This window comes from Streptomyces sp. CA2R106 (assembly GCF_037034245.1).
Classification (GTDB): Bacteria; Actinomycetota; Actinomycetes; order Streptomycetales; family Streptomycetaceae; genus Actinacidiphila.
In genome coordinates this window covers 1-25,354 of the sequence record NZ_JBAGKC010000022.1, presented here as the reverse complement: position 1 = coordinate 25,354, position 25,354 = coordinate 1, and the positions used below count along the sequence as shown (strand labels likewise).

Below are 25,354 nucleotides of genomic sequence, written 5' to 3'. Positions count from 1 at the left end.
CATAGGAACTCACGTACGACGACGCGCCGTTGACTGCCCAAGGCTGTCGCGTACAGCGAGTAATCTGGTGCGGTCGGCTTCCCGTTCGAGTGGAGCCGACCCAGGACAGAGGTATGCCCTCGCACAGGTCGCACGCCGCCGAGGGCACGGCACCACGAGCGGAGGGCTCGGTGGCACGCTCACACCATAACGCGGTCGCCCTTGACCCAGCACTGCGCACCCACCGCTCTTCGCCGAATATTCACCCGCGTGGCCGTGACCGCCTCGCAGACGGAGGGGGTCGGCATGGTCGGTAAAACGTTGAAAACGTCGGAGCTCAAGAAGGAGCTTCGTCAGGTCGTGGAGTCCCTCGTCGCCGAGGGCTGGTCCGCGCGCAAGGAAGGTCACAAAGGTCGGCTCTACTGTCCGTGCGGGTGCTCCACGATCCCCGTCCCCGGGACGCCAAGGGATGTCGACGTCGCCGCCAAGCGCATCAGGGAGGCCGCCGCGCGATGCCCGAAGCCGGAGGACTCTCCCCAGCGCAGCCCCGCACGTAAGAGGGAACCGTCCACAGACTGAATGGTCTTTGTCCGGTTTCGCCACCCTTTCTCCGTTGACGAATGCCAACGGCTCTGCCATCCTTGCCCGCGTAGAGAGGGGGCTTCATGGACTACGAATTGACCTTCGTTGTATCCGGTGTATCGGTCGACGACGACGATGCTGTCGATGCACTTGAGGAACTCGACGCGATGCTCTTTCGCGGCGGCGGTGTCGACCTGCTGACGATCACTGGTACCGGCGAGGACCCCGTCCGCGCCGCCCGCTATGCGGCGGCGTGCGCCGTGAACGCGGTCCCTCGAATGCGCGTACTCAGACTCGACCGCAACCTCGTGGGCATCCCAGAGATCGTCGAGCGAACCGGTCGGACCCGACAAAACGTGGCCCAGTGGGTGAGTGGCGAACGGCAGGCAGGCACACAGCCGTTTCCTCAGCCTGAGGGCACTGCGGGCCGTTCCAAGGTCTGGCTCTGGTCCGAGGTGAACACCTGGCTGCATAACATCGGCCTCGCCGATGGCCGGCATTACCCCAGTCGCGACGAGATGACGAAGATCGACCACGCTCTGCTCAACAGCACAACGATGACCATTACGTATGACTGCCCTGCCGATGAGTTCGCCGCAGAGAGGGATGCCGTCAGCCACGAGATGGAGCGCTCTGAAACTCTTCGCGACCTGGTGAGCGGCCTTGCCGGCAACGCGAGCACTCTCGACGCGCAGGGACGTCATGTCGTCGTGGTCGCTGGGCAGTCAGAGCCAGCCGGAGCCGTCATGGATCGGATGCTGGACTACGGCCACGATGTCGTTCTCCTGACCATGACGGATCGTCTGTTTGCGGCAGTGATGTCCACCAACCGAAAGCCGAAGCCGGTGCCGGTCGTGTCGGTTCCTCTGGCCGCGACGATGAGGGACTGGGTCGACCTGATGTGGAAGAACCCGAACGCGGCTTTCACGCTGTCCAGCGCCGGCCAGGTGCAGCCGAAGGATGCTGTGTACGGAGACGCTGCATGAAGCCCGCGCAGTGAATACCTGACGGGTGCTGCGCGAGACCGAGGCAAAGCAGGGTGGGTTGCGCGTCTACGACCAGATGGCCCCTGAGCCGGACTCGCCGAAGGCGCATGCTCGATACGCCGCGCAGACGACGCTTCGCCTGCTCCGGCCGGTGCTCTGCCACCTTGCGCGTGCCTACGCCGACCACCCGGACTACCGCGCCGACGAGTGGGTGCCGGAGATCTGACCTGAGACGTGCGACCGTCCCGTCACCAGCACGGCCGGCACGGTCACGGAGCGGTCGTGTCAGCCGAGTTGGTGGGCGAGCACGTCGGATGCGACGGCGGATACCTCGTCTGCGGTGAGGCCGGCGCATTCCGGCGGTGTCGTCGGCGCCCCGGTGAGTTGCACCGTCCCGGGCGTGTACTGGTCGCGGATCGCCTTCCAGCACGCGGCGGTGCGGCCCTTGGCCAGTTTCGAGTCCGCCGGGATCGGCGGCTCGGACGTAATGACGCTGAGCGGGGTGTACTTCCCGCTGTATGTGACAACGCTGTGCCCGCGGCTGCTGCTGGACGAGCAGCCGGCGAGCAGAAGCCCGGCAGCGGCGAGCAGCCCGAACACGGCGGTTGCAGAGGTGCGGTGCATGGTTCCTCCCTCGTGTGGTCAGGGCGCTTCAAGGGCAGCGGCAATGACGCCCTGTCCGGCGGACTCGCTACCGCGGGGCTGGCGGACGGGCAGGTCTGGGTCGATCTCTTTGCTGTCGCGGTCGTTGGCCACAGGTCCCCCCTTGGCGCGGATGTTCATGCTGGCATGCGGGCTGCCCCGCGCACCGGGGCCGCCCCATGACCGGCCGAGCGCATGTCGGGGGGCTTCTGCCGCGCGGGCGGGACGCGGTCCCGGCACGCACCGCCGCGTGATCAGGAAAGCCCCTCCCGGTCCAACGGGAGGGGCTTCGACCTGCGCTCGCGACGGGGGTGGGCGTGGACGGTTTCGAACCGCCGACATCCGCCTTGTAAGGGCGGCGCTCTACCACTGAGCTACACGCCCGCGGGGTCTGCGACGACACAGGTTACCCCGGGGTGGGGAGTGCTCGGCAAGCGAGGCGTTCCGGGCGCGGCCGCGGATCGGCCGGGGCCCGGCCGGGTCCCGGGGCGGGTGGCAGGGGACCGTGTGTTCGGGCCGGGTGGGTGGGAGGATGGGCGGAAAGACGGTGAGCAGCGAACACGGGGAGAGAGAGTCACTGTGACGACGGCACGTTCGTGGTGGCGGCGCGGCGACGATCTGCGTGCGGAGGCCCAGGCCGCGAAGGACGCCGCGGCCCAGGAGTTCTACGACCTGGACACGGCCCAGCGGGACCTGGAGATCGCGATAGAGACGATCTCCGCGGTCGACGACACCCCGCAGGCGCGGCAGGCGCTGGACGGGTTCCGCGCCCTCGGGGAGAAGATCGACCGGGTCAGCGCGGCGTACATCGAGACGGTGGACGCCAACGACATCGACCGGGACGACCTGGACCACGCGGCGGCCTCACGCGCGGTGGCCGCGCTCACCCAGGCGAAGCACGAGCTGGCCAGCGCGAAGAAGGAGCTGGAACGCTACAAGTCCGGCCTCGCCCCGCTGCTCGACAAGGCCGAGACGCAGCTCGCCCAGCTCGCGCCGGCCCGGGAGCGCGCCAAGCAGTCGCTGCTCGCGGCGAGCCAGGCGCTGGACGCGGTGCGCGCCGCCGGGCTCAAGGCGGACGACCTCGCGGCCCGGCTGGCCGCGCTCGGCCCGGAGCTGACGAAGCTCAACGAAGGTGCGAGCAAGCACGGCGTCCAAGCGACGGTCCGCCGCGCCGACGAGATGCGGCGCACCGCGGAGGCGGTCCGGGCCGAGGCCGAGCGACTGCCCGAGCGGGCGAAGGAGATCGACAAGCGGCTGGTGTCGCTGCGCACCCGGGTGCAGGCGCTCGGCACCCGGGCGGAGGGGGTCGCTCCCGTGCTCAGCGAGTTGCGGCGGCGTTTCTCGACGGCCTGCTGGCAGGACCTGCAACAGGTGCCGGACCAGGCCGCGCAGGCGGTCCGGCGCGCCGAGCAGGCCCTCGCGGAGGCCCGCGCGGCGCGGGCGGAGCAGCGGTGGGCCGACGCCACCGCGCGGCTGGCGACCGTACGGGCCCAGATGGACGAGGTGGACGGGGCGGTGGCCGCCGCCGGGGATCGGCTGCGCCGGCTCAACGAGGTCAGCAAGGACCCGAGCGGCGAGGTGGAGAAGACGCGGTTCGCGATCCGTGACGCGCAGCGGCTGGCGATGCAGGGGCGCAGTACGCCCGAGCCGAGGCACGCGCGGCCGCTCGACGAGGCGGTGGCGCGGCTGGACCGGGCGGTGGGGGCGTTGCAGGGGCGGCACCCGGATTACTGGGCGTTCCTCACGGAGACGGCCGCGGTGCGGGAGACGGCGAACCGGGTGGTGTCCAACATCAGGGAGGACCGCGCGGCGGGGCGTTGAACGGACCCTCCGCACGGGTACGGGCCCCCGCCCCGGGACCACCTGCCGGCGGATGGCTGGTCGCGCCGTTCCCCGCCGGGACCTACCCGGGCACCCCGACGCCACGGGGGTACGCACCCGCTGGCATGCGACCACCTGCCGGTGGACGGCTGCTCGCGCCGTTCCCCGCGCCCCTGGGGTACGCCCGGGACTCCCCGCGGCACCCGCGCCGTTCCCCGCGCCCTCGGGCACGCCGCGGCGCCCCTGGGGGTCAGCCGCAGCAGCCGCCTCCGCAGCAGCCGCCGGAGGCTGCCGCGCCGGCTTCGCCGCCGCCGGAGGCGGGTGTGGAGGAGGAGGCGACGGAGACGGTGGAGAGGAGTTTGACCGTGTCGGCGTGGCCGCGGGGGCAGGGGGCCGGGGCGTCGGACTGGGACATGGGGCGGCGGAGTTCGAAGGTGAAGCCGCAGGCCTTGCAGCGGTACTCGTAACGGGGCATGGCTTCAGAGTAGCCGTCAGAGCCTGCGGGCGAGGGTGGTGCCGTCGGCGACGGTGAGGAGGACGTCGTCGACGCGGTCGTCGGCGCGTACGTGGTCGTTGAAGGCGCGGATCGCGGCGGCGCCGCCGCCCTTGGCCGGGTCGGTGACGTCGCCGTGGAAGAGGGTGTTGTCCACGACGAGGAGGCCCCCGGGGGTCATGCGGGGCACCAGTTCCTCCCAGTAGTCGACGTAGGACCCCTTGTCGGCGTCGAGGAAGGCGAGGTCGATCCAGGGGCCGTCGGGCAGGGCGCGGAGGGTCTCGATCGCGGGGGCGATCCGCAGGTCGATGCGGTCGGCGACGCCGGCGTCGGCCCAGGCGGCGCGCCCGACCGAGGTCCACTCCTCGGAGACGTCGCAGGCGATGACCTGCCCGCCGGCGGGGAGGGCCGCGGCCATCGAGAGGGTGGAGAAGCCGGTGAACGTGCCGACCTCCACGATCCGGCGGGCGCCGGTGAGCCGGACCAGGAACGCCAGCAGGGCGCCCTGCTCCTCGGCGGTCTGGAGCCCGGCGACGTCGGCGTACTGCCGGTGCGTGGTGTCCACCAGGGCGCGCTGGGTGGGGCTCAGCGGCGGATTGTGCGCCAGGACGTACGCGTAGAGCTCCGGCGTGAGCTGCGGGTTCTTCGTCTCGTACAACGCTCGTCTCCCGTCGGGGGTGTGAAGCTCTGGCCTGACCCGGTCGGCGCTGGCCTAGGCTGGCCGGATGCTCGTCGATGACGTGGTCGCCATGGTGCCCAGCATTCCAGGTCGCAGGCTGCTGCTGGGGCTGGCCGGCCCGCCCGCCGCCGGGAAGTCGACGCTCGCGCAGCGGCTGGTCAGCGGGGTCAACGGCCGACTCGGCCCGGACACGGCGTCGTACGTGCCGATGGACGGGTTCCACCTGTCCAACGCCCAGTTGGACCGGCTGGGGCTGCGCGGGCGCAAGGGCGCGCCGGAGACGTTCGACGTCGACGGCTATCTGCACCTGCTGCGGCGCCTGCGCGCGACGCCCCGCACCGGGCCGGTCTACGCGCCCGGGTTCGACCGGCGCCTGGACGAGCCGGTCGCCGCCGAGCTGGTGGTGCCCGCGGCCGTACGGCTGGTGGTCACCGAGGGGAACTACCTGGCCGACGACGCGGACGGCTGGTCCGAGATCCGCGACCTGCTGGACGACCTGTGGTACGTGGACACGCCCCAGCGGCTGCGGGAGCGCCGGCTGCTGCACCGGCACGTACGGGGCGGGCGCTCGCAGGACGAGGCGGCCGCCTTCATCGCCGACAGCGAGCGGCCCAACGCCCGCCGGGCCGAGGCGGGCCGCGCCCGCTGCTCCCGCGTGGTCGCGGCGGAACGCGGCGCCTGAGCCGATCGCCGGAGTCACCCGGGAGGCCCGTCAGCAACCATGGCCGCCCGCCAGCAACTCATGGCTGCTACATGTATCCATGCTAGGGTGCATGCATGGACAACCCGCGCACCGGCGCCTCCCCCTCCGCGGCCGAACGGGCCTACGCCGACACCAAGGAGCGCATCCTCGCCGGTGACCTGCCCGGCGGCAGCCTGATCAGCGAGGTCGAGGTCGCCGATCGGATCGGCCTGAGCCGCACCCCGGTGCGGGCCGCCTTCCTGCGGCTGGAGGGCGAGGAGCTGCTGCGGCTGATCCCCAAGCGGGGCGCGGTCGTCGTCCCGGTGCCGCCGCACGAGGCGGCCAACGTGCTGGAGGTGCGCGAGGCGCTGGAGTGCGCGGCGGTGCGCCGGCTGCTGGCGGCGGACGACAGCGCGCTCGCCGACGCGGTCGGCCGGCTCCGCGGCTGCCTGGCGGAGCAGGCGGCCCCCGCCCGGGACCTGGACGTCGACACGTTCACCCGCCTCGACCAGGCGTTCCACCTCGCGATCGTCGCCGCGTCCGGCAACACCCTCGCCGAGCGGTTCTACGCCTCGCTCGGCGACCGCCAGCGGCGGATGGCCGTGCACGCGCTGCGGCCGCGCCCGGACCGGCTGAGCGTGCTCGCCCGGGAGCACGAGGCCCTGGTCGGCCACATCGCGGCCCGGGACGGGTCCGCCTTCGCCGCCGCCCTGCGCCGCCACCTCGACGACACCCACCGCGCCCTCGACGGCACCGGCCGCTGACGCCGCCCCCGCAGACCGCGCCACCCACGCCCGCCGGCTCCGGACCCCGGGGCCCCGGCGCGGAAAGGACCACCACGGTGACCGCCCCCACCGCCGACACCGCTTCCACCGCCGGCACCGCCTCCTCCCCCGGCCCCCGTACCGCCCTGACCCGCCCCACCGGAAGCGCCGGGAGCGCGCGGGGCTGGCGGCAGGCCGCCGCCGGGCTCGTCGCGTGCGGGTGGGGCGGCAACCAGTTCACCCCGCTCCTGCTGATGTACCGCCGTACCGACGGCTACTCGACGGTCGTCGTCGACGCGCTGCTCGGCGCCTACGTCGTCGGGCTCATACCCGGCCTGATGATCGGCGGCCCGCTCTCCGACCGGTGGGGGCGGCGGCCGCTGATGATCGCGGGCACGCTGCTGTCGCTGCTGGCCAGCGCGGTGATGGCGGCCGGTTCGCTCGGCCTCGCCCCGCTCGTGGCCGGGCGGCTGCTGACCGGCGCCGCGGTGGGGATCGCGATGGCCGTGGGGTCGAGCTGGGTGAAGGAACTGTCGCAGGGGCCCTACGATCCGGCCGCCGACGCGGGGGCCGGGGCGCGGCGCAGCTCGCTCGCGCTGACCGTGGGCTTCGGGGTCGGGCCGGGCGTGGCGGGGGCGCTGGCGCAGTGGGGGCCGTGGCCGACGGCGCTGCCGTTCCTGGTCCATGTGGCCGTGGGGGCGGTGCTGCTGGGGGTGATGCTGCGGGCGCCGGAGACCCGCGCACCGGCCGCGGGCGGGGCGGCGCCGGGCGGGCTGCTGGCGGACCTGCGGGTCCCGGCGGCGGGGCACCGCCGCTTCCTGCGGGTCGTACTGCCGCTGGCGCCCTGGGTGTTCGGGTCGGCGGGCATCGCGTACGCCGTGACACCGCAGCTGGTGGACGCGCGGCTGGGCGACTGGGGGCTGGCGTACGCCACCGCGCTGACCGTGCTGACGCTGGGCATGGGGGCGGTGGTGCAGCCGTTCGCCAAGCGGCTGGGGGCGCGCTCGACGGTGGCGGCGATGTCGGTGGCGATGGTGCTGATGGCACTGGGCATGGCGGTGTGCGCGCTGGTCGCGGTGACCGGCTCGCCGTGGCTGGCGCCGGCCGGTGCGCTGGTGCTGGGCGCGGGCTACGGCATCGCGATCGTCTCCGGGCTGGTGGAGATCCAGCGCATCGCCCGGCCCGACGACCTGGCGGGGCTGACGGGGGTGTACTACGCGGCCGCGTACGCCGGGTTCCTGCTGCCGACGGTGCTGGCGGCCGCCTCTCCGCTCGTCGGCTACGCCGTGATGCTGTGCGCGCTGGCGGTGCTCGCGGTCGGCTGCCTGGCGGTCATCGTCACCAACGCCCGTACTCCGGCGACACGTTGAGGTAGCGCCGCCGGAGCACGGGGGGGTCACCGGGCCAGGCGCTCCAGCATGCGGCGCACGATCTCCTCGCCGGCGGCCACGCCGACGGTGGGGAGCGCGGTGACATGGGGCGCGGTCCACCCGGTGTCGGCCAGCTCGCCGTGCCCGGGGGTCCAGCCGATGTCGGCGGCGTCCAGCAGGTCGGCGTCCAGGAGGGAGTCGCCGGCGGCGAGCACCCGTTCGGCGCCGGTGCGCCGGACGACCTCGGCCAGCGCGGCGGACTTGCGCAGCGGCTTGGGCACCGCGTAGATCTTGCGGCCCTGGAGCGAGACGGTCCAGCCGAGCGGCTCGGCCCAGGCCGCGAGTTCCTTCACCCAGCCGGCCGGGAGCCGTTCGCGGTCGACCACGAGGTAGGCGAACAGGTCCTCGGCAATCCGCTCCTTGCGCAGCCACTCCGGGTCGGAGGTGGCGGCCAGGTGCGCGCGGACCTCGGCCAGCGGCGCGCAGCCGTCGGCGAGCCGGCGCCGCATCTCGTCGTGCCAGTCGTGGTCGGTGCGCCCGTCGACCAGCAGGTGGCCGCCGTTGGCGCAGATCGCGTACCGCGGCACCCGCCCGGGCAGCCTGATCCGCCGGTACTGCTTGCGGGTGCGGGTGGTGGCGGGCACGAACCGCGCGGTATCGGCGAGTTCGACCAGCAGCCGCGCGGCGGTCTCGGTGAGGTAGGACAGCGGCCTGGCCTCGTGGACCTCGACGCACAGCAGCCGCGGCGCGTGCTCGTCGGGCATGGCCAGGGCCAGCGCGGCGGCGGAGTACACCAGGGTGCGGTCCAGGTCGCTGGCGACCACGGTGCGGTGCGGCGCGGGCGCCGGTGTGCGGGTCACTTGGCGCCCACCGCCTTGCCGTCCGCCCCGGTGGCGCCGCGCGTGTAGCGCGGGTGGATCAGGCCGACGCAGGTGTACGGCAGGTCGTCCACCTCCTCGACGGGCACGCCGCGTTGGGCGGCGAGCAGGCGTACGTGCTCCAGGTCCGCGCCCGCGCCGCGCCGGGCGAGGATCTTCCACGGCACCCGGCGCAGCAGTACCCGGGTGGTCTCGCCGACGCCGGGCTTGACGAGGTTGACGTCGCCGATGCCGTACTCCTCGCTGATCCGCTCGACCGCGGCCCAGCCGGCCCAGGTCGGCGAACGGTCCTGCGCGCGCAGCGCCTTGACGTCCTCGGCGACGCCGTCGCCGACCGCGTCGAAGGCGGCGGTGACGGTGTCGAGGAAGAGCGCGGAGACGTCGGAGTCCCGCAACTGGCGGTAGAACTTGGCGCCGTGGAAGTCCCGGGGGCCGATCAGGCCGTCCCGCAGGACCGTGCGGGAGACCAGCCCGGAGACGGTGGAGTTGAGGCAGGCGGAGGGGACCAGGAAGTCGTCGCGGGTGCCGTAGGTCCGCACGCAGCCGCCGGGGTCGGCGAGGACCGCGATCTCCGGGTCGAAGCGGCCGACCGCGCGGCCGACCGGCGCCGTCCCGGCCGCGGCCTCGAACTCCGCTACGGCGGCGGCGAGTTCGCGGGTGATGGCGCCCTTGCCGGTCCAGCCGTCGACGAACACCACGTCGGCCGGGTCGTGGTGGGCGGCCAGCCAGCGCAGCGCGTTGGCGTCGATGCCGCGGCCGCGGACGATGGAGACCGCATAGTGCGGCAGCCGCAGTCCGTGCGCGTGCTGCGCCCAGCGGCGCATCAGCACGCCGACGGGGGTGCCGGCGCGGGCGAGCGAGACCAGCACGGCGTCCGGGCCGCGCTCGGCCAGCACCAGTTCGGTGACGGTGCCCACCGCGCGGGCGATCCGCAGCGCCGAGGCGTCCAGCGCCGAGCGGAACAGCTCCTGGTACTCCGGGCTGGGCTGGTACTCCACCGGCAGTGACTCGGCGTAGTGCGCGCCGCCGTTCTGGACGGCCTCCTCGCGCTCCTCGACGGGTGCCTCCAGCTCGACGCCGGAGAGGTCCTTGAGCAGCCAGCCGACCTCCTCGGGCGCGTAGGAGGAGAACTCCGGCCCCCGCAGCGGCTCGGCCAGGCCGAGGTCGGTCGTGGGGTGCGGGGTGTGCGGGGTCTGCGGGGTCTGCGGCGAGCTCATCGGTTGCGGGGTTCCGTTCGGTCGGTAGGACGGCACCACCGCGAGCAGGACCGCGTCGGTGGCGGCGGCGAGCCGGTCCAGCAGCCCGCCGGGCGCGTGCAGGGCGGGGGTGTCCCCGGCGGAGTCCACCACGCACACCACCGCGTCGAACCCGCGCACGTTGTACGCGAACCGGTCGGTGCTGCCCGCATCCGTCGGGTCGTCGTGGGCGGGGAAGACGATCCGGCTGCGTATGGCGTACCCCGGGTCGTCGACGGCCAGCACCGGGGAGCGGGTGGTGGTGGAGTAGCGGACGGCGGCCGGGGTGCTGCCGTGCGCCCGCGCCTCCAGGGTGTCCTGGAGCGCCCGGGCGAGCCGCAGCGGCGCGTACATCAGCTCCTCGTTGCCCAGGACGAGGACACTGGCCGCGGCCGGCGGCAGCGCGTCGGCGAGTCGCGCGCCCATCGCGGGCAGCGCGCGGTCCAGTTGCCCGGCGTGCCCGGGCAGGAAGCCGTGCCGTCCGCCGTCGGGCAGGCCCGCGGGCCAGTCGAGCGGCACCCGGGAGACGCGGCGGCCGGCGGCCGGCCCGGTGCCGGGTGCGGGCGCCTCGTCGGCCGCGCTGTGGGCGGCGACCAGCTCCTGGCCCTTGCCGAGCACCCCGTCCGGCAGGCTGACGCTTCCGGTGGCGTGGGCCACCACGTCGACGCGCGCGGGCAGTGCGGCGGCGAAGGCGCGCAGCGCGTCGCGGTCGGCGGGCGAGCGCATGTCGGTCAGGGCGACCACGACGTAGCGCTCGCGCGGGTGCCGGGCGTGCAGGGCGGCGATGGTGTTGCGGATGGTGCGGCCGGTGGAGAACTCGTCGTCGACCAGCACCAGCGGGCCAGGGCCGGCCAGCAGGTCGGGCTGCTCGGGCAGCAGCAGGTGGGAGGTGGCGTGGCTGTGCTCCTCCTCGAACCCGCCCTGCGGGGTCAGGCCGGGCACCGCGCGGCGGGTGGAGTGCAGGTAGGGCGCGGGGCCGAGGCCGTCGGTGACCGCGTGGCCGAGGCCGGTGGCGGTCTCGGCGTAGCCGAGCACGACCGCGCGCGCCGCCTCGTCGGGCCCCAGCAGCTCCCGTACCCGCACGCCGAGCGCGTGGGCGTGGCCGTAGACGGTGCGGGGGTCCTGCGGGACGTGCTTGCCGAGCACGTTGGAGACCAGCAGGTGGGCCCGTTTGGGGTTGCGCCGCAGCGCCAGGCCGAGCAGGTCGGTCAGGCGGTCGCCGTGCAGGGTGACGCCGAGGCGGTCGGCCACCCACTGCCCGGTCCAGGGCGGGTGGGGCCCGGTCCGGGGCGTGTTGTCGGGCATCAGGCGGGTGTCCTTCGGTGACGGGGCGGCGGGCGCCGGTCAGGCGGGGGGCAGGCTCGCGGCGAGCAGTTCCACGAAGCCGATGTCCTCGCGGGCGACTCCGAAGACCTCGGCGCGGCGCAGGGTGCGCTCGGCCCAGGCCCGGTGCGGCTTCACCTCGTTCATCTTGTTGGTGTAGGCGGAGCGGAGCACCCCGCCGCCGCTGCGGTCCTCGTGCAGGATGTCGGCGGCGTCGCAGTACTCCTCGTGGGTGACCACGCTCAGCGCGTTGACCACCGGCACGTGGCTGGGGTGGATGCAGGTCTTGCCGAGCAGGCCGTTCGCGCGGTCCAGTTCGATCTCGCGCAGCAGGCCGTCCATGTCCTGCTGGATGAGCGTGTCGCGCAGGTCCTCCGCCTCGGGGGTGAACGGGCTGCGGCGCAGTTGCGGCTTGAACATCCGCTCGTGGTGCCGGAAGTACTCCCACACCGGGCCGGTGACCACGAACCCGCTGCCGTCCGCGCGGCCCAGCACGTTGACGACGTCGGCGATGACGGCGGCGACGATCTGCACGTCGTAGGCGGTCATCGCCGGGGCGCGGCGCAGGCCGTAGGAGGAGCAGAAGTCCGTGACGCCCAGCCGCAGCGCGAGCACCCGGTCGCGGTACTTGTCGACGGTGCGGGAGATGCCGTGCAGCGTCTCCACCCGGCTCTCCAGGTGCATCAGCTCCGGGGACTCCAGGACCGGCATGGCGAACAGCCGCCGGCCGGAGGCGCCCTCGGCGGCGGCGAGCGCCTCCAGGAAGGGGACGCCGCTCTCCTCGGTGAACTTCGGCAGTACGAATCCGGACAGCAGCCGTACGGTGCCGCCCAGCCGGGCGACCAGGTCGGTGATCTGCGCGGGGGTGCGGACCCGGATGAACAGCAGCGGCAGCAGCCGCTCGGCGCCGGGGCGGGCGGCGAGGTCGGCGAACTGCCGGACGAGGTTGGCCTCGCCCGCCTCGACGTCGCGGTCGTCGATGGAGTCCTCCAGGCACAGCACCATGGAGACCACACCGCGGGCGGCCTGCTTGAGCACGTCGTCGGCGAGGTGCGGGCGGGTCGCCGGCGAGTAGAGCGTGGCGCCCAGGGCGGTCGCGAGGACCTGCCCGGGCGAATCGGCGGCGAACTCCTGAGGTTCCCGGTGGAAAAGTTCACCCCTGAGATCCGACGCAAGGTGCCCGAAGTGTCGCACACGCCCCCCTTTCACCGTCATAGCCGCGAGGACAGGCGTCAATCGCGTGGCCGATTATCGTACGTACATCCCCGACGTAAAGGTTCCCACCGCGCGTGACAAACAGGTAACCGGTGGCGGTCGGCCGGGTGTCCGCCGCCATGCGCGCCCGCGGCGTTGTGGGCCGCCCCGCCGGGCGGGCAGGATGGCGGTCATGACGCACGTGATGGTGAAGGGCTCGAACATCCCGCTGGACGCCTCGGGCATCCGGGCGGTGCTCCGCTGGAGCCCGGCGCCGGGGGCCCCGGATGTCGACGCCTCCGTGCTGCTGCTCGGTGCCGGCGGCCGGGTGCGCTCCGACGCCGACTTCGTCTTCTACAACGCCCCGCGGCACCCCTCGGGCGTCGCCCGGCACCTGCCCAAGCAGCGCGTCCCGGAGGGCCTGACCGACACCGTGGAGGTCGATCTGGCCGCGCTCGACCCGGAGGTGGCCCGGGTGGTGGTCGCCGCCTCGTGCGACGGCGGGCCGTTCCGGCAGGTCCCCGGCCTGGTGCTGGCGCTCTACGACGCGGCCGGCCCGCAGCACGCCGCGCCGCTGGTCACCTTCGACGTGGTGCCCGACACCGGCCACGAGACCGCGCTGATCTGCGGCGAGCTGTACCGCAAGGGCGCCGGCTGGAAGTTCCGCGCGCTCGGCCAGGGGTACGCCACCGGCCTGGTCGGCCTCGCCACGGAGTACGGCATCGCGGTCGACGACGGCGAGCCGGACCCCGCCGCACCGCCGCAGGGCGCCACCGCCGCCGCGGGCCCCACCGCCGCGCTGCCCGCGCCCGGCCCCACCGGCGGCTACCCCGCGCCCGCAGGGCCCACCGTGGCGGCCCCGGAGCCTTCCGGGGCCTACGGCTACCCGCTGGCGGCCCCCTACCCCTCCCACGTGCCCGCGCAGCCCGCCTACGGCTACCCGCAGCCGGTCGCCCCGGCCGTGCCGCCCCCGCCGGCGCAGCAGCCGGTGGTCCACCAGCAGCCCCAGCCGGCGTACCCGGCGTACGGCTACCCGCAGCCGGTGGCCGCGCCGCCCGCCGCGCCGGCGGCTCCCCCGGCGCCCGACGGCCACTTCACGCTGCCGCCGCAGGGCCCGCAGTTCCAGAACGCCTGAGCAGCGCTCTCCGGGGACGCCCCGGAGCCGCGGTCACGGCGTGACGACCTGCTGGAAGTCGTAGCGCCCGTCCGTCTCCAACCGCACCAGCGCGATCGGCTTGTCCTGCGGGTCGCCGTCCGGGCCCAGTCGGATCGGGCCGCTCACCCCGGTCACGTCGTTCCCGCCGACCAGGCCGTTGAGCGTGCTGCCCGCGGTCACCGGCACGGTGCCGGCCGGGCCGGCCGCCTCCCGGATCGCCTCGCCCAGCGTCCACACCGCGTCGTGGCCCAGTATCACCTGCCCGTCCTGGAGTTCGGTGTCCCCGCTGCCGCCGAACTGCTGGTGGTACAGGTCCCGGAAGGCCGGATACGGGTCCTTGGCCGCGGGGTAGACCACGCCGGGCAGCGCGGGGTGGCCGAGCGCGGTGTAGAGCACCGTCACCCGGCTGGTCCGCCAGTCCTGCGCGAACTGCTCCTTGGTGGCCGCCGACGCCGAGCCGTCGTAGTAGACGCCGACCGCGTCGTCCCCGGTGAGCACCGTGACCTCGCACCTGCGGTCGGGCGCCGCCATCGCGACGATGAAGTCCCGCAGGTTGGCGCCGCGCCCGGCGAAGTAGACCGCGTCGGGGTGCTTGTCGCACACCCGGTCGGCGACCGCGGACATGGCGTTGCTGACGCCGTCGATGCCCGAGACGTACTCCAGGTCGCCGCCGTCCAGGGCGAGCCGGCGCGCCGCGGCGTCCCGGGTGAAGTCGCTGTAGAGGGAGGTGTTGTAGATGTCCTGCTGGTTGCGGTCCCGGACCACCGCGACCGTGTAGCCGGCGGCCTTGTCCTGCTGCTGCTTGAGGTACTTCACCGCGGCGCTGACCTGGGCGGAGTTGGGCGAGGAGACACTGAAGAACCCGACCTCGTCCGGGTCGGTCAGGCCGTCGGCGGTCACCGTGGCGCCCATCATCGGCACCTTCGCCGCCCGCAGCGCCCGCACCAGGTCCAGCGTCCCGTCGCGGCTCTGGCCGAACCCGGCGACCCCGACCAGCGGGTGGTCCTTGCGCTGCGACCGCCGGATCAGCACCTGCGACAGCTTCTGCCACTGCTCCGAGCGCAGCCCGGAGTTGGCGACCAGCAGCCGGATCTGCGGCACCTCGCCGTGCCCGCCCAACTGCACGTCGTTCAGCTGCTGCTGGGCGAGGTAGGCGCCCTCCAGCTCCTTGCGGATGCCGTACTTGACGGACTCCTGGTCCTGCTCCTTGGTGATCGGCTCCACATAGGCGACGTCCACCCACGGCTTGCCGGACTTCACGACCGCGCGGTTCGCCTCCTTGATCCGGTCCATGACCGGTGTGAGGGAGGACTCGAAGGAGTACGAGCCGTCGCTGACGCCGATGCACTCGCCGCCCACATTCGTGCCGTCGGTGGCGCAGTCGTGGTCGCGCACCACATGCACCACGGCGAGGACCGCGGCCACCAGCACCAGGGCGGCGGCCACCGCGACGGCGACCCGCGGCCACCTGCGCGGCGGGGACGGCGGCACCGCGGGTCCCTCGATCCTGTCGTCCGGATCGGACGGTGGCGCTGCGCCGTTCACCACGGCTTCCCCCTGTAGAGCTCGTCGTACTCCCTGGCCTTGGCCGCGAACACCGCCCGGGCGGCGGCGCCGATGCCCCGGATGTCCCGCAGGTTGCGGAACTCGTGCGCGATGTCGTCGTACAGCTCGGCGAACGGATCGCCGAACGGGTCCTCGTACAGCCGCGCGTACGGGTCGCTGCCCGGGTGCGCGGTGATCCAGCCGGCCGCCAGGAGCCGGACGACGGCGCGCCGCGCCTCGTCGCCCGGCGGGTCGCCGACCAGCCGCTCGTAGCGGTCCTCGGCCGGCTCGATCCGGCCCTCGTGCCACCGGGCGGGGGCGCGCTGGAGGTAGGACAGGTCCCGGCACCAGGCGTCGGCCGGCGTCACGGGCGGGAAGCGCCCGCGCAGGTAGTCCGCCGCCGCGGCCAGGTCGCCGCGGGCCAGGCTGTGGTAGGCGAGGGTGCGCCCGGTGCTCTCGCCCGAGGCGCCCTCCTCCTCCAGCGCCGCCGCGCCCAGCGCCGTGTGCGCGCCGTCCCAGGAGGCGGCGCCGCGCGCGTTGCGGTCCTCGTCGAGGCGGCGCAGCAGCAGGTAGCGCGCCGCGGGGTGGAAGGCGACCTCGCCGTCGGTGGCGAACGCCCGCTGCTGCGAGCCCGACACACCGGCCCACAGCCCCGGCGCGGCCTCGGCCTGCACATGGGAGGCGGCCGCCGCCGTGCGCGGCAGCACCCGGCGCAGGCCGGTGTCGCAGTCCGCGAGCAGTACGTCGAGCACCGACTCGGCCACGGTCGGCAGGCCGCCCGTCCCGTCCCGGCCGGGCACCGGCCGGACCGGGAGCTGCGGCCAGCGCTCCAGCCGCTCCTTCCAGGGCGTGGCGGCCGGGAACCGGCCCAGCGCGTCGAGCAGGGCGCCGGTGGCGGCGGGGTGGCCGCGGGTCGCGGCGTAGACGTTCCAGCCCAGCCACGCCGACGCGCGGGCCACCGCGGGCTGGTCGTCGTCCGGCAGGGCCCGCAGCAGCCGTTTGGCGTGCGCCTCCACCTCCCCGGCGTCCAGGTCCCGCAGCCGGCCGACGTGCAGCCGGCCGGTGCGCACCGGGGTGAAGGCGCCGCCGGCCCAGCTCGCGGCGTCATCGGACGGCGACACCGTCGCGCCGCCCGCCCCGATCAGCTCGCCCGGCGCCCGGCGGGCGGCCGCGACCACCAGCAGCGGGTCGGGGGCCGCGCCCGGCTCCTCCCGGGCGGCGAGCAGCAACTCCAGCAGCGCGTCGCCGAGTTCGGTGTCCACGTTGTCGAGGGTGATCAGGCAGGCGGAGGTGCGCCGGTGCCGGGTGGTGGCGTAGGCGGCGACCAGGTCGGCCCGGAAGGCGGCGAAGAGCATCCCCTCGACCCTGCGGCGCTGCACCGGGTCGCCGTGGTAGAGCCGGTTGGCGCGGACCAGGAACCCCGCGCCCGCCCGCGGGGTGCCCACCGCCGCCGCGGCGTGGCCGATCCGCCGGTGCAGCCCCCACCGTGCCCGGAACCGCCGGGCGAAGGTGATGCCGGGGAGGATCTGGGCGATCCAGGCGACCGGCAGGCCGCCGACGGCCGTGGCCACGCCCTCGATGAACGACTCCAGGGACTCCGGGTCGTACCCCTGCCCGCTCAGGCCCTGGAGCAGCAGCGCGCGCATCTCGCGGACCGCCCGGTCCATGTCCTCCGTCTCGACCGACGCCCGCAGCGACATCAGCAGCAGCGTGAAGGACGGGAAGTGCAGCGGGCGGAAGCCCTCCTTGTGCTCCTGCAACTGGAACGCCAGGTCCACCAGGACGTCGAAGACGGTCGCGCCGCCGCGCCGCATGGCCTCCAGGTCCAGGCCCGCGCACGGGTGCGCCCGGCCCCACTCCGCCACGACGCCCAGCGTCGTGGTCTTGCCGCTGCCCCGGGGGCCCAGCAGCAGCACCGCGGGCAGCGGCACGACCACGCCCGGGTCGTCGAGGATCAGCCGGGACCCGAGGTAGGTGAGGATGCGCCGGTCCCGCGCGGACCGGCCAGGCCATTCGGGCAAGTCAACCCCCCGTGCACCGCGCCATGCCTGTGGTGGCACACCACAATGCCCCAATTCCCGCAGTACGCAAGCGACTTGGGACATTCCCCGGTACTGGCACATGCCTCGGGCAAGCCGTCGGACGCCTACCGCGTGCCGCGAAAAGGGCTGAACAGGAGTTCTAGACCTTGGACTTGTAGCCGCGCCCCCATTGCAGGCCCCAGCCGTAGAGCCGGTCGATCTCGGCCTGGAAACCGTAGACGTACCGCACCTCGCGGCGTACGACCATCTCGTCCTTGCGGTTCTCTATCAGCACCACCGCGCACGAACGCGCCTGCGGCTCCCGCTCGGTGAGGGGGATCTCGATCCGCGGCCCCGACCCGGGGAAGATCTCCACCTTCGCGTGGGTGCGGTCGAACGCGGGCGTGCCGTCGTAGATGTACACGAACACCAGCAGGCGCTTGAACTCCTCGCGCTTGTCGAAGTTGATGTACATCGTCTCGCCCGAGGTGCCGCCGAACCGGTCGTCGCCGGACATCTGGATGTACGGCGGCCCGTCCAGGTCGCCGTGGAAGCCGCCGAGCGGCTGCACCACGCCCTTGGTGCCGTCGGCGAGTTCGTACAAGCACGCCAGGTCCAGGTCCACGTTGACCATCGCCGGCCCGGCCGCCTGCACGATACGTGGCTTGAACACGTCGATCTGGCGGCGCAGGAAGCCGCCCCGGTCGGTCGCCCAGTCCCCGGTGTCGGACGGCCGCATCTGCCAGGACAGGTTCACCCGCATGTTGCCGACCGCGGCGCCCTGCTTGGTGAGCGACAGCTCCGGCCGCCGCTTGGTGAGTTCCACCACGTGCGCGTTGGTCACGTCGAACTGGTCCGGGCCGTTGGGCCGCAGGAACCGCCACCAGGACATTGTGGTCCGTCCTCCCCTAGTTGCTCTCGGCCGTGGCCGCCACCGTGCGCACACGCCGCTGCCCCCGCCGGAGGGCGGGGGCAGCGGGCTGGTGCGCGGCCGGGGTCAGACCCCGGACGTGACTTCCGCCTTGTCGTCGTCCGACTGCCCGGAGTCTTCCCCGAGACGGCGGTTGCGTACCACCGACGACCAGTACGACGCCAGGATCAGGACAACGCCGACCAGGCCGGTGATGACCTCGCTGACCTCGTACTTGATGGTGACCAGCAGGATGACCGCCAGCGCGCCGATCGCGTAGTGCGCGCCGTGCTCCAGGTACACGTAGTCGTCCAGGGTGCCCTTGCGGACCAGGAAGACGGTGAGCGACCGGATGTACAGCGCGCCGATGCCCAGGCCCAGCGCGATCTCGAAGATGTCGTTGCTGATCGCGAAGGCGCCGATGACGCCGTCGAAGGAGAACGACGCGTCGATCACTTCCAGGTAGAGGAACATGAAGAACGCGGCCTTGCCGGCCAGTCCGACGCTGCGCACCACGCTCGCGCCGCTGCCGCCCGCCGGCGCCTTGGCGACCTCGATCTCGGGCTCGCCGTCCTCGTCGCCCTCCTCCTCGTCCTCGAGGCGCTCCTCGAAGAAGCCGGAGATGCCGCCGACCACCAGGTAGGTGATCAGGCCGGCCACGCCCGCCAGCAGCACCGTCTCGGCCTTGTCGACCGTGCCGTGCCCGCCGTGCAGCGGCACCGAGTCCGCGACCGTGGTGCCGGCGATCACCAGGGCGACCATGGCGACCACCACCGACAGCATGTCCAGCTTGCCGAGCTTGGCGAGCGGCTTCTCCAGCCAGGACAGCCAGGTGATCTCCCGGTCCTCGAAGATGAAGTCGAGGAAGATCATCAACAGGAACATGCCGCCGAAGGCGGCGATCGCCGGGTGCGCGTTGGTGACGAGGTTCTCGTAGCGGTCGTGGTCGTTGACCGCGATCCGCACCGCCTCCCACGGGCTGAGCTTCGCGGTGACGGCCACGATGACGATCGGAAAGACCAGCCGCATGCCGAAGACGGCGATCAGCACACCGATGGTCAGGAAGATCTTCTGCCAGAACGCGTTCAGCTTGCGCAGGATGCCCGCGTTGATGACCGCGTTGTCGAACGAGAGCGAGATCTCCAGGACGGACAGGATCGCCACGATGGCGAGGCCCTTGCCTCCCCAGAGGATGCCGGCCAGGGCCAGGCCTGCGGCAGTGATGCCGAACGACCAGCCGAATGTTCTGAGGAGCACGTGCTTCCCACCCAATCCCTTGTGATCCCTTGAGCCCAAGGGTCCCCCGCGCGGGCGCGCGGCTTTACGAAACGTTGACCCCGAAGTCTAGGGCGATCCCGCGCAGTCCGGAGGCGTACCCCTGGCCGACTGCACGGAACTTCCACTCGCCGTTGTAGCGGTAGAGCTCGCCGAAGATCATCGCCGTCTCGGTGGAGGCGTCCTCGGTCAGGTCGTAGCGCGCCAGTTCCGCGCCGTCGGACTGGTTGAGCACGCGGATGTAGGCGTCGCTGACCTGGCCGAAGGTCTGCACCCGGGCGTCGGCGTCGTAGATCGACACCGGGAAGACGATCTTGTCGACGTTGGCGGGCACCGTGGTGAGGTCGACCAGGATCGTCTCGTCGTCGCCGCCGCTGCCGCCGGTCAGGTCGTCGCCGGTGTGCTCGACCGAGCCCTCCGGGCTCTTGAGGTTGTTGTAGAAGACGAAGTACTCGTCCCCCAGCACCCGGCCGCCGGAGCACAGCAGCGCGCTGGCGTCCAGGTCGAAGTCGGCGCCGGTGGTCGAGCGGGCCCTCCAGCCGAGGCCGATCTGCACCTGGGTGAGATTCGGCGCGGCCTTGGACAGGGAGACGTTGCCCCCCTTGGCGAGCGTGACGCCCATCGTGGTCCTTTCCCCCTCACACGTGGTGTGGGCAAGCCTGGTGGCGGTGGTCAGACGTTGACGCCGAAGTCCTGGGCGATGCCGCGCAGCCCCGAGGCATAGCCCTGGCCGATGGCGCGGAACTTCCACTCCGCGCCGTGCCGGTACAGCTCGCCGAAGACCATCGCGGTCTCGGTGGAGGCGTCCTCGGTCAGGTCGTAGCGCGCCAGTTCGCTGCCGTCGGCCGCGTTCACCACGCGGATGTAGGCGTTGCGCACCTGGCCGAAGCTCTGCTGGCGCGGCTCCGCGTCGTAGATCGACACGGGGAAGACGATCTTCGCCACGTTCGCCGGCACGGTGGCCAGGCTGACGTTGATCACCTCGTCGTCGCCCTCGCCGTCACCGGTGAGGTTGTCGCCGGTGTGCTCGACCGAGCCGTCCGGGCTCTTGAGGTTGTTGAAGAAGACGAAGTGCTGGTCGGAAAGGACCTTGCCCTGCTCGTCGGTGAGCAGCGCGCTGGCGTCGAGGTCGAAGTCGCTGCCGGTGGTGGTCCGGGCGTCCCATCCCAGGCCGACGACGACCGCCGTGAGGTTGGGCGCCTCCTTCGTCAGCGAGACGTTGCCACCCTTGCTGAGGCTGACTCCCACGAGTCCTCCCGTTCGGTTTCCCCGCCCGTCGGTACGGTGTGGGTCGTTGTGTACTGCGGTCCTGGATCAACGTCCAGAGCCTAGTGACACGTTCCCGATGCCGTCACAGCGCGGACAGGGCTTTCCGGTACTCGTCGAGATCGCGTGCGTCCGGCAGGCCGTTCACCACGGTCCAGCGCACCGTGCCCCGGCGGTCGATCACGAACGTGCCGCGCAGCGCACAGCCCTTGTCCTCGGCGAAGACGCCGTAGGCACGGGACACCACGCCATGCGGCCAGAAGTCGCTCAGCAGCGGGAAGTCCAGGCCCTCGGCGTCGGAGAAGGCGCGCAGCGCGTGCATCGAGTCGCACGACACCGCCAGGACCTGGGTGTCCTCACCCTGGAACAGGTCCAACTCCTGCTGGATCGCCCGAAGTTCGCCGGAGCACACACTCGTGAACGCGAACGGGAAGAACATCAGCAGCACGTTCCTGCGGCCCCTGAAGTCCGCCAAACCCACGGCACGGCCGTGCTGGTCCTTCAACCGGAAGTCCGGAGCGGGCTCCCCCGCGAGATCATGCATGGCCAGCAGCTCCGCCGTGTTCATCTGTGACTGGACAGGTTTCAGCCCCCGCCCCTCATGGTGGCGCGCCTCTTCCGCGGCGCGCAGCCACCCAAAAGGGGCGCGGGGAACTGCGCGACCAGCCACAACGGCAGGGGCAGCCGGGAACGGGCCGCAACCCACTACGGCGCGACCCCGTCCCCGCACTTACCGCTTGCCGGCTTTGGCTGCCTTCGGGGTCACCAGACGGCTGCCCGTCCAGTCCTTCGCGGCGTTCACGCTGCTGGTCTGCGCCAGCCCCGCGGTCTGCGCCGCCTCACCGATCTCGCTCGGCTCGACGTGGCCGTCACGCCCGGTCTTCGGGGTCATGAGCCAGATCGGGGCGCCGGGGTCGATCGTCGACGTGGCGTCGACGAGCGCGTCGGTGAGGTCGCCGTCGTCCTCGCGGAACCACAGCAGGACGGCGTCGGGCACGTCGTCGTACTCCTCGTCGGCGAGCTCCTCACCCGTGAGCTCCTCGATCCCCTCGCGAAGCTCCTGGTCGCAATCCTCGTCGTACCCGAGCTCCTGGACCACCTGTCCGGGCTCGAAACCAAGCCGGCTCGCCGGGTTGGTCCGCTCCTCCGCGTGGTCCGCGGTCGCGCTCACGCTTTGCCTCCTGTCATGGGCACTGATGTCGTGCGGGTCTTCATGGTCTGTATGTGCCCGCGACGGTGCGAGCTTATTGGCGGTAGTCCACACGGGCGGGGCGGATCGCGCAAGTACCCGCCGTACGAGACCGCCGAAACAGTGACGATTCGACCGTCTTCATGGCAAGTTCCCCGCCGCCTTGTCGCCGTGCGCACCCTCCCATGGTGACGCAGATCGTCGGCATCCGCCGGGGTTGCCCGTTTTGCAGAGTGTTGGCCCGGGAGTCGGTCGTACGTCCGAGTGGGCGTAGAGTTCGGATTTGGCCGTCCACCTGGGGTTACCGCCCGGTAGAGATGACGTACCGAACGGCCGCGGTACACGATGGACAGGGCACCGGCGGCCGATCGCGGCCGTCCGATCACGCCCGGCGACACCTCGTACCCATCCCGTAGCAGCCTAGTGAGCGAAGGAACAGCGTGGCTTCCGGATCAGATCGCAACCCGATCATCATTGGCGGCCTTCCCAGCCAGGTCCCGGATTTCGATCCCGAGGAAACGGCGGAATGGCTCGACTCGCTCGACGCGGCCATCGACGAGCGGGGCCGGGAGCGCGCCCGCTACCTGATGCTCCGCCTGATCGAGCGGGCCCGCGAGAAGCGCGTCGCGGTCCCCGAGATGCGCAGCAGCGACTACGTCAACACCATCGCCACCAAGGACGAGCCCTTCTTCCCCGGCAACGAGGAGATCGAGCGCAAGATCCTCAACGCCACCCGGTGGAACGCCGCGGTGATGGTCTCCCGCGCGCAGCGCCCCGGGATCGGCGTCGGCGGCCACATCGCGACCTTCGCGTCCTCCGCGTCGCTGTACGACGTGGGCTTCAACCACTTCTTCCGCGGCAAGGACGACGGCCTCGGCGGCGACCAGGTCTTCTTCCAGGGCCACGCCTCCCCGGGCATCTACGCCCGCGCCTTCCTGCTCGACCGGCTCACCGAGGCGCAGCTCGACGCGTTCCGGCAGGAGAAGTCGAAGGCCCCCGACGGCCTGTCCAGCTACCCGCACCCGCGGCTGATGCCGGACTTCTGGGAGTTCCCGACCGTCTCGATGGGCCTGGGCCCGCTCAGCGCGATCTACCAGGCGCGGATGAACCGCTACATGGAGGCGCGCGGCATCGCCGACACCTCCCAGTCGCACGTGTGGGCGTTCCTCGGCGACGGCGAGATGGACGAGCCGGAGTCGCTGGGCCAGCTGTCCATCGCCGCCCGCGAGGGCCTGGACAACCTGACCTTCGTGGTCAACTGCAACCTCCAGCGGCTCGACGGCCCGGTGCGCGGCAACGGCAAGATCATCCAGGAGCTGGAGTCGCAGTTCCGCGGCGCCGGCTGGAACGTCATCAAGCTGGTCTGGGACCGCTCCTGGGACCCGCTGCTGGCCCAGGACCGCGACGGCCTGCTGGTCAACAAGATGAACACCACGCCGGACGGCCAGTTCCAGACGTACGCCACCGAGACCGGCGGGTACATCCGCGAGCACTTCTTCGGCGGCGACCAGCGGCTGCGGAAGATGGTGGAGCACCTCACCGACGAGCAGATCCTGCACCTCGGGCGCGGCGGCCACGACCACCGCAAGGTCTTCGCCGCCTACACCGCCGCCTTGGAGCACAAGGGCCAGCCGACGGTGATCCTCGCGCAGACCATCAAGGGCTGGACGCTGGGCCCGAACTTCGAGGGCCGCAACGCGACCCACCAGATGAAGAAGCTCACCGTCGACGACCTCAAGGGCTTCCGGGACCGGCTGCACCTGCCGATCACCGACAAGCAGCTCGACGAGGGGTACCCGCCCTACTACCACCCGGGCCGGAACTCCGAGGAGATCCAGTACATGCACGACCACCGCAAGGCCTGCGGTGGCTACGTGCCGACCCGGATCGTGCGCGCCAAGCCGCTGCCGCAGCCCGACGACAAGGCGTACGCGGCCGCGCGGAAGGGCTCGGGCCAGCAGTCGATCGCCACCACGATGGCCTTCGTCCGCATCCTGAAGGACCTGATGCGGGACAAGGAGATCGGGAAGCGCTTCGTGCTGATCGCGCCCGACGAGTACCGCACGTTCGGCATGGACGCGTTCTTCCCGAGCGCGAAGATCTACAACCCGCTCGGCCAGCAGTACGAGTCGGTGGACCGCGAGCTGCTGCTCGCGTACAAGGAGTCGCCGACCGGGCAGATGCTGCACGACGGCATCTCCGAGGCCGGCTGCACCGCGTCGCTGATCGCCGCCGGGTCGGCGTACGCCACCCACGGCGAGCCGCTGATCCCGGTGTACGTCTTCTACTCGATGTTCGGGTTCCAGCGCACCGGTGACCAGTTCTGGCAGATGGCCGACCAGCTCGCGCGCGGTTTCGTGCTCGGGGCGACCGCCGGGCGGACCACCCTCACGGGTGAAGGCCTCCAGCACGCCGACGGCCACTCCCAGCTGCTGGCCTCCACGAACCCGGCGTGCGTCGCGTACGACCCGGCGTACTCCTTCGAGATCGCGCACATCGTCAAGGACGGGCTCCGCCGGATGTACGGGGAGACCGCGGACGGCAAGCCCGGCGAGGACGTCTTCTACTACCTCACGGTCTACAACGAGCCGATCCAGCACCCCGCCGAGCCGGCCGACGTGGACGTCGAGGGCATCCTCAAGGGGGTGCACCGCTTCCGGCCCGGCAGCGCCGGGGAGATCCCCGCGCAGATCCTCGCGTCCGGGGTGGCGGTGCCGTGGGCGCTGGAGGCGCAGCGCATCCTCGCGGAGGAGTGGAACGTACGGGCCGACGTGTGGTCCGCCACCTCCTGGAACGAGCTGCGGCGCGAGGCCGTGGCGGTCGAGGAGCACAACCTGCTGCATCCCGAGGAGGAGCAGCGGGTGCCGTGGGTGACCCGCAAGCTGTCCGGGGCGCAGGGGCCGTTCGTGGCCGTCTCGGACTGGATGCGGTCCGTGCCGGACCAGATCGCGCGGTGGGTGCCCGGGCGGTACTCCTCGCTCGGCGCCGACGGGTTCGGCTTCGCCGACACGCGGGGGGCGGCGCGGCGGTTCTTCCACATCGACGCGGAGTCGGTGGTGCTGGCGGTGCTCACGGAATTGGCGGCCGAGGGGAAGGTGGAGCGCTCCGCGCTCAAGCAGGCGGTGGACCGGTACCAGCTGCTCGACGCTTCCGCGGCTCATCCGGGTGCCGCGGGCGGCGACGCGTAGCGCTGCGCTCGGCTTCAGCCGATCACATGTGAAGGCCCGCACCGGTTCGCCCGGTGCGGGCCTTCCGCGTTCGGCGGCGCCCTGATCCGCCCGGGCGGGGCGGCAACGGAGGGTGCCGGACCTTCTGCCGGTGGACGGTTGCTCGCGCAGTTCCCCGCGCCCCTGAAAAGCCCGCC

The 25,354-nt window shown here is 72.5% G+C and carries 22 protein-coding genes and 1 tRNA gene; 8 read left to right on the top strand and 15 right to left on the bottom strand.

Annotated elements, in window-relative coordinates; all coding sequences use genetic code 11:
* Positions 1 to 644 precede the first annotated feature (644 nt).
* Together WA788_RS25605 and WA788_RS25600 are read left to right on the top strand one after the other, a co-directional pair.
* Positions 645 to 1,547 carry a helix-turn-helix transcriptional regulator gene (locus tag WA788_RS25605; protein ID WP_335981081.1) on the top strand — a complete coding sequence of 301 codons (903 nt, stop codon included), beginning with the start codon at positions 645 to 647 and terminating at the stop codon, positions 1,545 to 1,547.
* Positions 1,548 to 1,572: 25 nt separating this feature from the next.
* Positions 1,573 to 1,773, top strand: a complete 201-nt coding sequence (locus tag WA788_RS25600; protein WP_335981080.1) for a DUF6221 family protein — start codon at positions 1,573 to 1,575, stop codon at positions 1,771 to 1,773.
* 59 nt (positions 1,774 to 1,832) lie between these two features.
* Here WA788_RS25600 and WA788_RS25595 read toward each other — a convergent pair whose 3' ends face one another.
* A complete protein-coding gene (locus tag WA788_RS25595; protein WP_335981079.1) occupies positions 1,833 to 2,171 on the bottom strand; it encodes a hypothetical protein in 339 nt (112 codons plus the stop codon).
* Between the two features lie 330 nt (positions 2,172 to 2,501).
* Positions 2,502 to 2,573: transfer RNA gene (locus tag WA788_RS25590), tRNA-Val, on the bottom strand.
* Between the two features lie 195 nt (positions 2,574 to 2,768).
* Here WA788_RS25590 and WA788_RS25585 point away from each other — a divergent pair.
* The gene (locus WA788_RS25585; protein ID WP_335981078.1) at positions 2,769 to 4,010 is read left to right on the top strand and encodes a hypothetical protein; all 1,242 of its coding nucleotides are present in this window, start codon (positions 2,769 to 2,771) and stop codon (positions 4,008 to 4,010) included.
* Between the two features lie 250 nt (positions 4,011 to 4,260).
* Here the strand turns inward: WA788_RS25585 and WA788_RS25580 are convergent, their stop codons facing one another.
* Both WA788_RS25580 and WA788_RS25575 read right to left on the bottom strand, forming a co-directional pair.
* A complete protein-coding gene (locus WA788_RS25580; protein WP_335981077.1) occupies positions 4,261 to 4,485 on the bottom strand; it encodes an FmdB family zinc ribbon protein in 225 nt (74 codons plus the stop codon).
* Positions 4,486 to 4,501: 16 nt separating this feature from the next.
* Complete coding sequence (locus tag WA788_RS25575; protein ID WP_335981076.1) at positions 4,502 to 5,161, bottom strand: O-methyltransferase; 660 nt, start codon at positions 5,159 to 5,161, stop codon at positions 4,502 to 4,504.
* 67 nt (positions 5,162 to 5,228) lie between these two features.
* On the opposite strand from WA788_RS25575, the gene WA788_RS25570 reads away from it, so the two are divergent.
* From WA788_RS25570 to WA788_RS25560, 3 genes are all read left to right on the top strand, one after another.
* Complete coding sequence (locus WA788_RS25570; protein WP_335981075.1) at positions 5,229 to 5,864, top strand: nucleoside/nucleotide kinase family protein; 636 nt, start codon at positions 5,229 to 5,231, stop codon at positions 5,862 to 5,864.
* A gap of 95 nt (positions 5,865 to 5,959) precedes the next feature.
* On the top strand, positions 5,960 to 6,628 hold the full coding sequence (locus WA788_RS25565) for a GntR family transcriptional regulator (protein ID WP_335981073.1): 669 nt from the start codon (positions 5,960 to 5,962) through the stop codon (positions 6,626 to 6,628).
* Positions 6,629 to 6,705: 77 nt separating this feature from the next.
* Positions 6,706 to 7,998, top strand: coding sequence for an MFS transporter (locus WA788_RS25560; protein ID WP_335981072.1), 1,293 nt, complete (start codon positions 6,706 to 6,708; stop codon positions 7,996 to 7,998).
* 26 nt (positions 7,999 to 8,024) lie between these two features.
* Here the strand turns inward: WA788_RS25560 and WA788_RS25555 are convergent, their stop codons facing one another.
* From WA788_RS25555 to WA788_RS25545, 3 genes are read right to left on the bottom strand one after another with little or no spacing between them, the layout of a single operon-like run.
* Positions 8,025 to 8,858: an HAD family hydrolase gene (locus tag WA788_RS25555; protein WP_335981071.1), complete on the bottom strand. Its 834-nt coding sequence runs from the start codon at positions 8,856 to 8,858 to the stop codon at positions 8,025 to 8,027.
* A complete protein-coding gene (locus tag WA788_RS25550; RefSeq protein WP_335981069.1) occupies positions 8,855 to 11,416 on the bottom strand; it encodes a phosphoribosyltransferase in 2,562 nt (853 codons plus the stop codon). The genes WA788_RS25555 and WA788_RS25550 overlap by 4 nt, the downstream gene beginning before the upstream one ends.
* Before the next feature lie 39 nt (positions 11,417 to 11,455).
* Positions 11,456 to 12,628: an HpcH/HpaI aldolase/citrate lyase family protein gene (locus tag WA788_RS25545; protein WP_335981067.1), complete on the bottom strand. Its 1,173-nt coding sequence runs from the start codon at positions 12,626 to 12,628 to the stop codon at positions 11,456 to 11,458.
* A 193-nt stretch (positions 12,629 to 12,821) separates the two neighbouring features.
* On the opposite strand from WA788_RS25545, the gene WA788_RS25540 reads away from it, so the two are divergent.
* A complete protein-coding gene (locus WA788_RS25540) occupies positions 12,822 to 13,763 on the top strand; it encodes a TerD family protein (protein ID WP_335981066.1) in 942 nt (313 codons plus the stop codon).
* Between the two features lie 33 nt (positions 13,764 to 13,796).
* Here WA788_RS25540 and WA788_RS25535 read toward each other — a convergent pair whose 3' ends face one another.
* The 8 genes from WA788_RS25535 to WA788_RS25500 form a co-directional block, all read right to left on the bottom strand.
* A complete protein-coding gene (locus WA788_RS25535) occupies positions 13,797 to 15,329 on the bottom strand; it encodes a hypothetical protein (RefSeq protein WP_335981065.1) in 1,533 nt (510 codons plus the stop codon).
* Positions 15,326 to 17,350 carry a hypothetical protein gene (locus tag WA788_RS25530; RefSeq protein ID WP_335981064.1) on the bottom strand — a complete coding sequence of 675 codons (2,025 nt, stop codon included), beginning with the start codon at positions 17,348 to 17,350 and terminating at the stop codon, positions 15,326 to 15,328. Before WA788_RS25530 ends, WA788_RS25535 begins: the two co-directional genes overlap by 4 nt.
* A gap of 160 nt (positions 17,351 to 17,510) precedes the next feature.
* Positions 17,511 to 18,242, bottom strand: a complete 732-nt coding sequence (locus tag WA788_RS25525; RefSeq protein WP_335981063.1) for a TerD family protein — start codon at positions 18,240 to 18,242, stop codon at positions 17,511 to 17,513.
* 105 nt (positions 18,243 to 18,347) lie between these two features.
* Complete coding sequence (locus WA788_RS25520; protein ID WP_335981062.1) at positions 18,348 to 19,517, bottom strand: DUF475 domain-containing protein; 1,170 nt, start codon at positions 19,515 to 19,517, stop codon at positions 18,348 to 18,350.
* 64 nt (positions 19,518 to 19,581) lie between these two features.
* Entirely contained in the window at positions 19,582 to 20,157 is a 576-nt protein-coding gene (locus tag WA788_RS25515) for a TerD family protein (protein WP_335981061.1), read from the bottom strand.
* Between the two features lie 50 nt (positions 20,158 to 20,207).
* A complete protein-coding gene (locus WA788_RS25510) occupies positions 20,208 to 20,783 on the bottom strand; it encodes a TerD family protein (protein WP_335981060.1) in 576 nt (191 codons plus the stop codon).
* A gap of 103 nt (positions 20,784 to 20,886) precedes the next feature.
* A complete protein-coding gene (locus WA788_RS25505) occupies positions 20,887 to 21,345 on the bottom strand; it encodes a peroxiredoxin (protein ID WP_335981189.1) in 459 nt (152 codons plus the stop codon).
* 186 nt (positions 21,346 to 21,531) lie between these two features.
* Positions 21,532 to 21,972 carry a DUF3052 domain-containing protein gene (locus WA788_RS25500; RefSeq protein WP_103883542.1) on the bottom strand — a complete coding sequence of 147 codons (441 nt, stop codon included), beginning with the start codon at positions 21,970 to 21,972 and terminating at the stop codon, positions 21,532 to 21,534.
* Between the two features lie 458 nt (positions 21,973 to 22,430).
* Here WA788_RS25500 and aceE point away from each other — a divergent pair, with 458 nt between their 5' ends.
* Positions 22,431 to 25,178: a pyruvate dehydrogenase (acetyl-transferring), homodimeric type gene (gene aceE / locus WA788_RS25495; protein WP_335981059.1), complete on the top strand. Its 2,748-nt coding sequence runs from the start codon at positions 22,431 to 22,433 to the stop codon at positions 25,176 to 25,178.
* Positions 25,179 to 25,354 lie beyond the last annotated feature (176 nt).

What these genes read in the sequence shown, in the direction of transcription:
- WA788_RS25550 (WP_335981069.1), bottom strand. Translation starts at nt 11,416, where the DNA reads ATGCCCGACAACACGCCCCGGACCGGGCCCCACCCGCCCTGGACCGGG.
- WA788_RS25605 (WP_335981081.1), top strand. Translation starts at nt 645, where the DNA reads ATGGACTACGAATTGACCTTCGTTGTATCCGGTGTATCGGTCGACGAC.
- WA788_RS25515 (WP_335981061.1), bottom strand. Translation starts at nt 20,157, where the DNA reads ATGGGCGTCACGCTCGCCAAGGGGGGCAACGTCTCCCTGTCCAAGGCC.
- WA788_RS25595 (WP_335981079.1), bottom strand. Translation starts at nt 2,171, where the DNA reads ATGCACCGCACCTCTGCAACCGCCGTGTTCGGGCTGCTCGCCGCTGCC.
- WA788_RS25505 (WP_335981189.1), bottom strand. Translation starts at nt 21,345, where the DNA reads ATGCATGATCTCGCGGGGGAGCCCGCTCCGGACTTCCGGTTGAAGGAC.
- WA788_RS25565 (WP_335981073.1), top strand. Translation starts at nt 5,960, where the DNA reads ATGGACAACCCGCGCACCGGCGCCTCCCCCTCCGCGGCCGAACGGGCC.
- WA788_RS25525 (WP_335981063.1), bottom strand. Translation starts at nt 18,242, where the DNA reads ATGTCCTGGTGGCGGTTCCTGCGGCCCAACGGCCCGGACCAGTTCGAC.
- WA788_RS25570 (WP_335981075.1), top strand. Translation starts at nt 5,229, where the DNA reads ATGCTCGTCGATGACGTGGTCGCCATGGTGCCCAGCATTCCAGGTCGC.
- WA788_RS25580 (WP_335981077.1), bottom strand. Translation starts at nt 4,485, where the DNA reads ATGCCCCGTTACGAGTACCGCTGCAAGGCCTGCGGCTTCACCTTCGAA.
- WA788_RS25540 (WP_335981066.1), top strand. Translation starts at nt 12,822, where the DNA reads ATGACGCACGTGATGGTGAAGGGCTCGAACATCCCGCTGGACGCCTCG.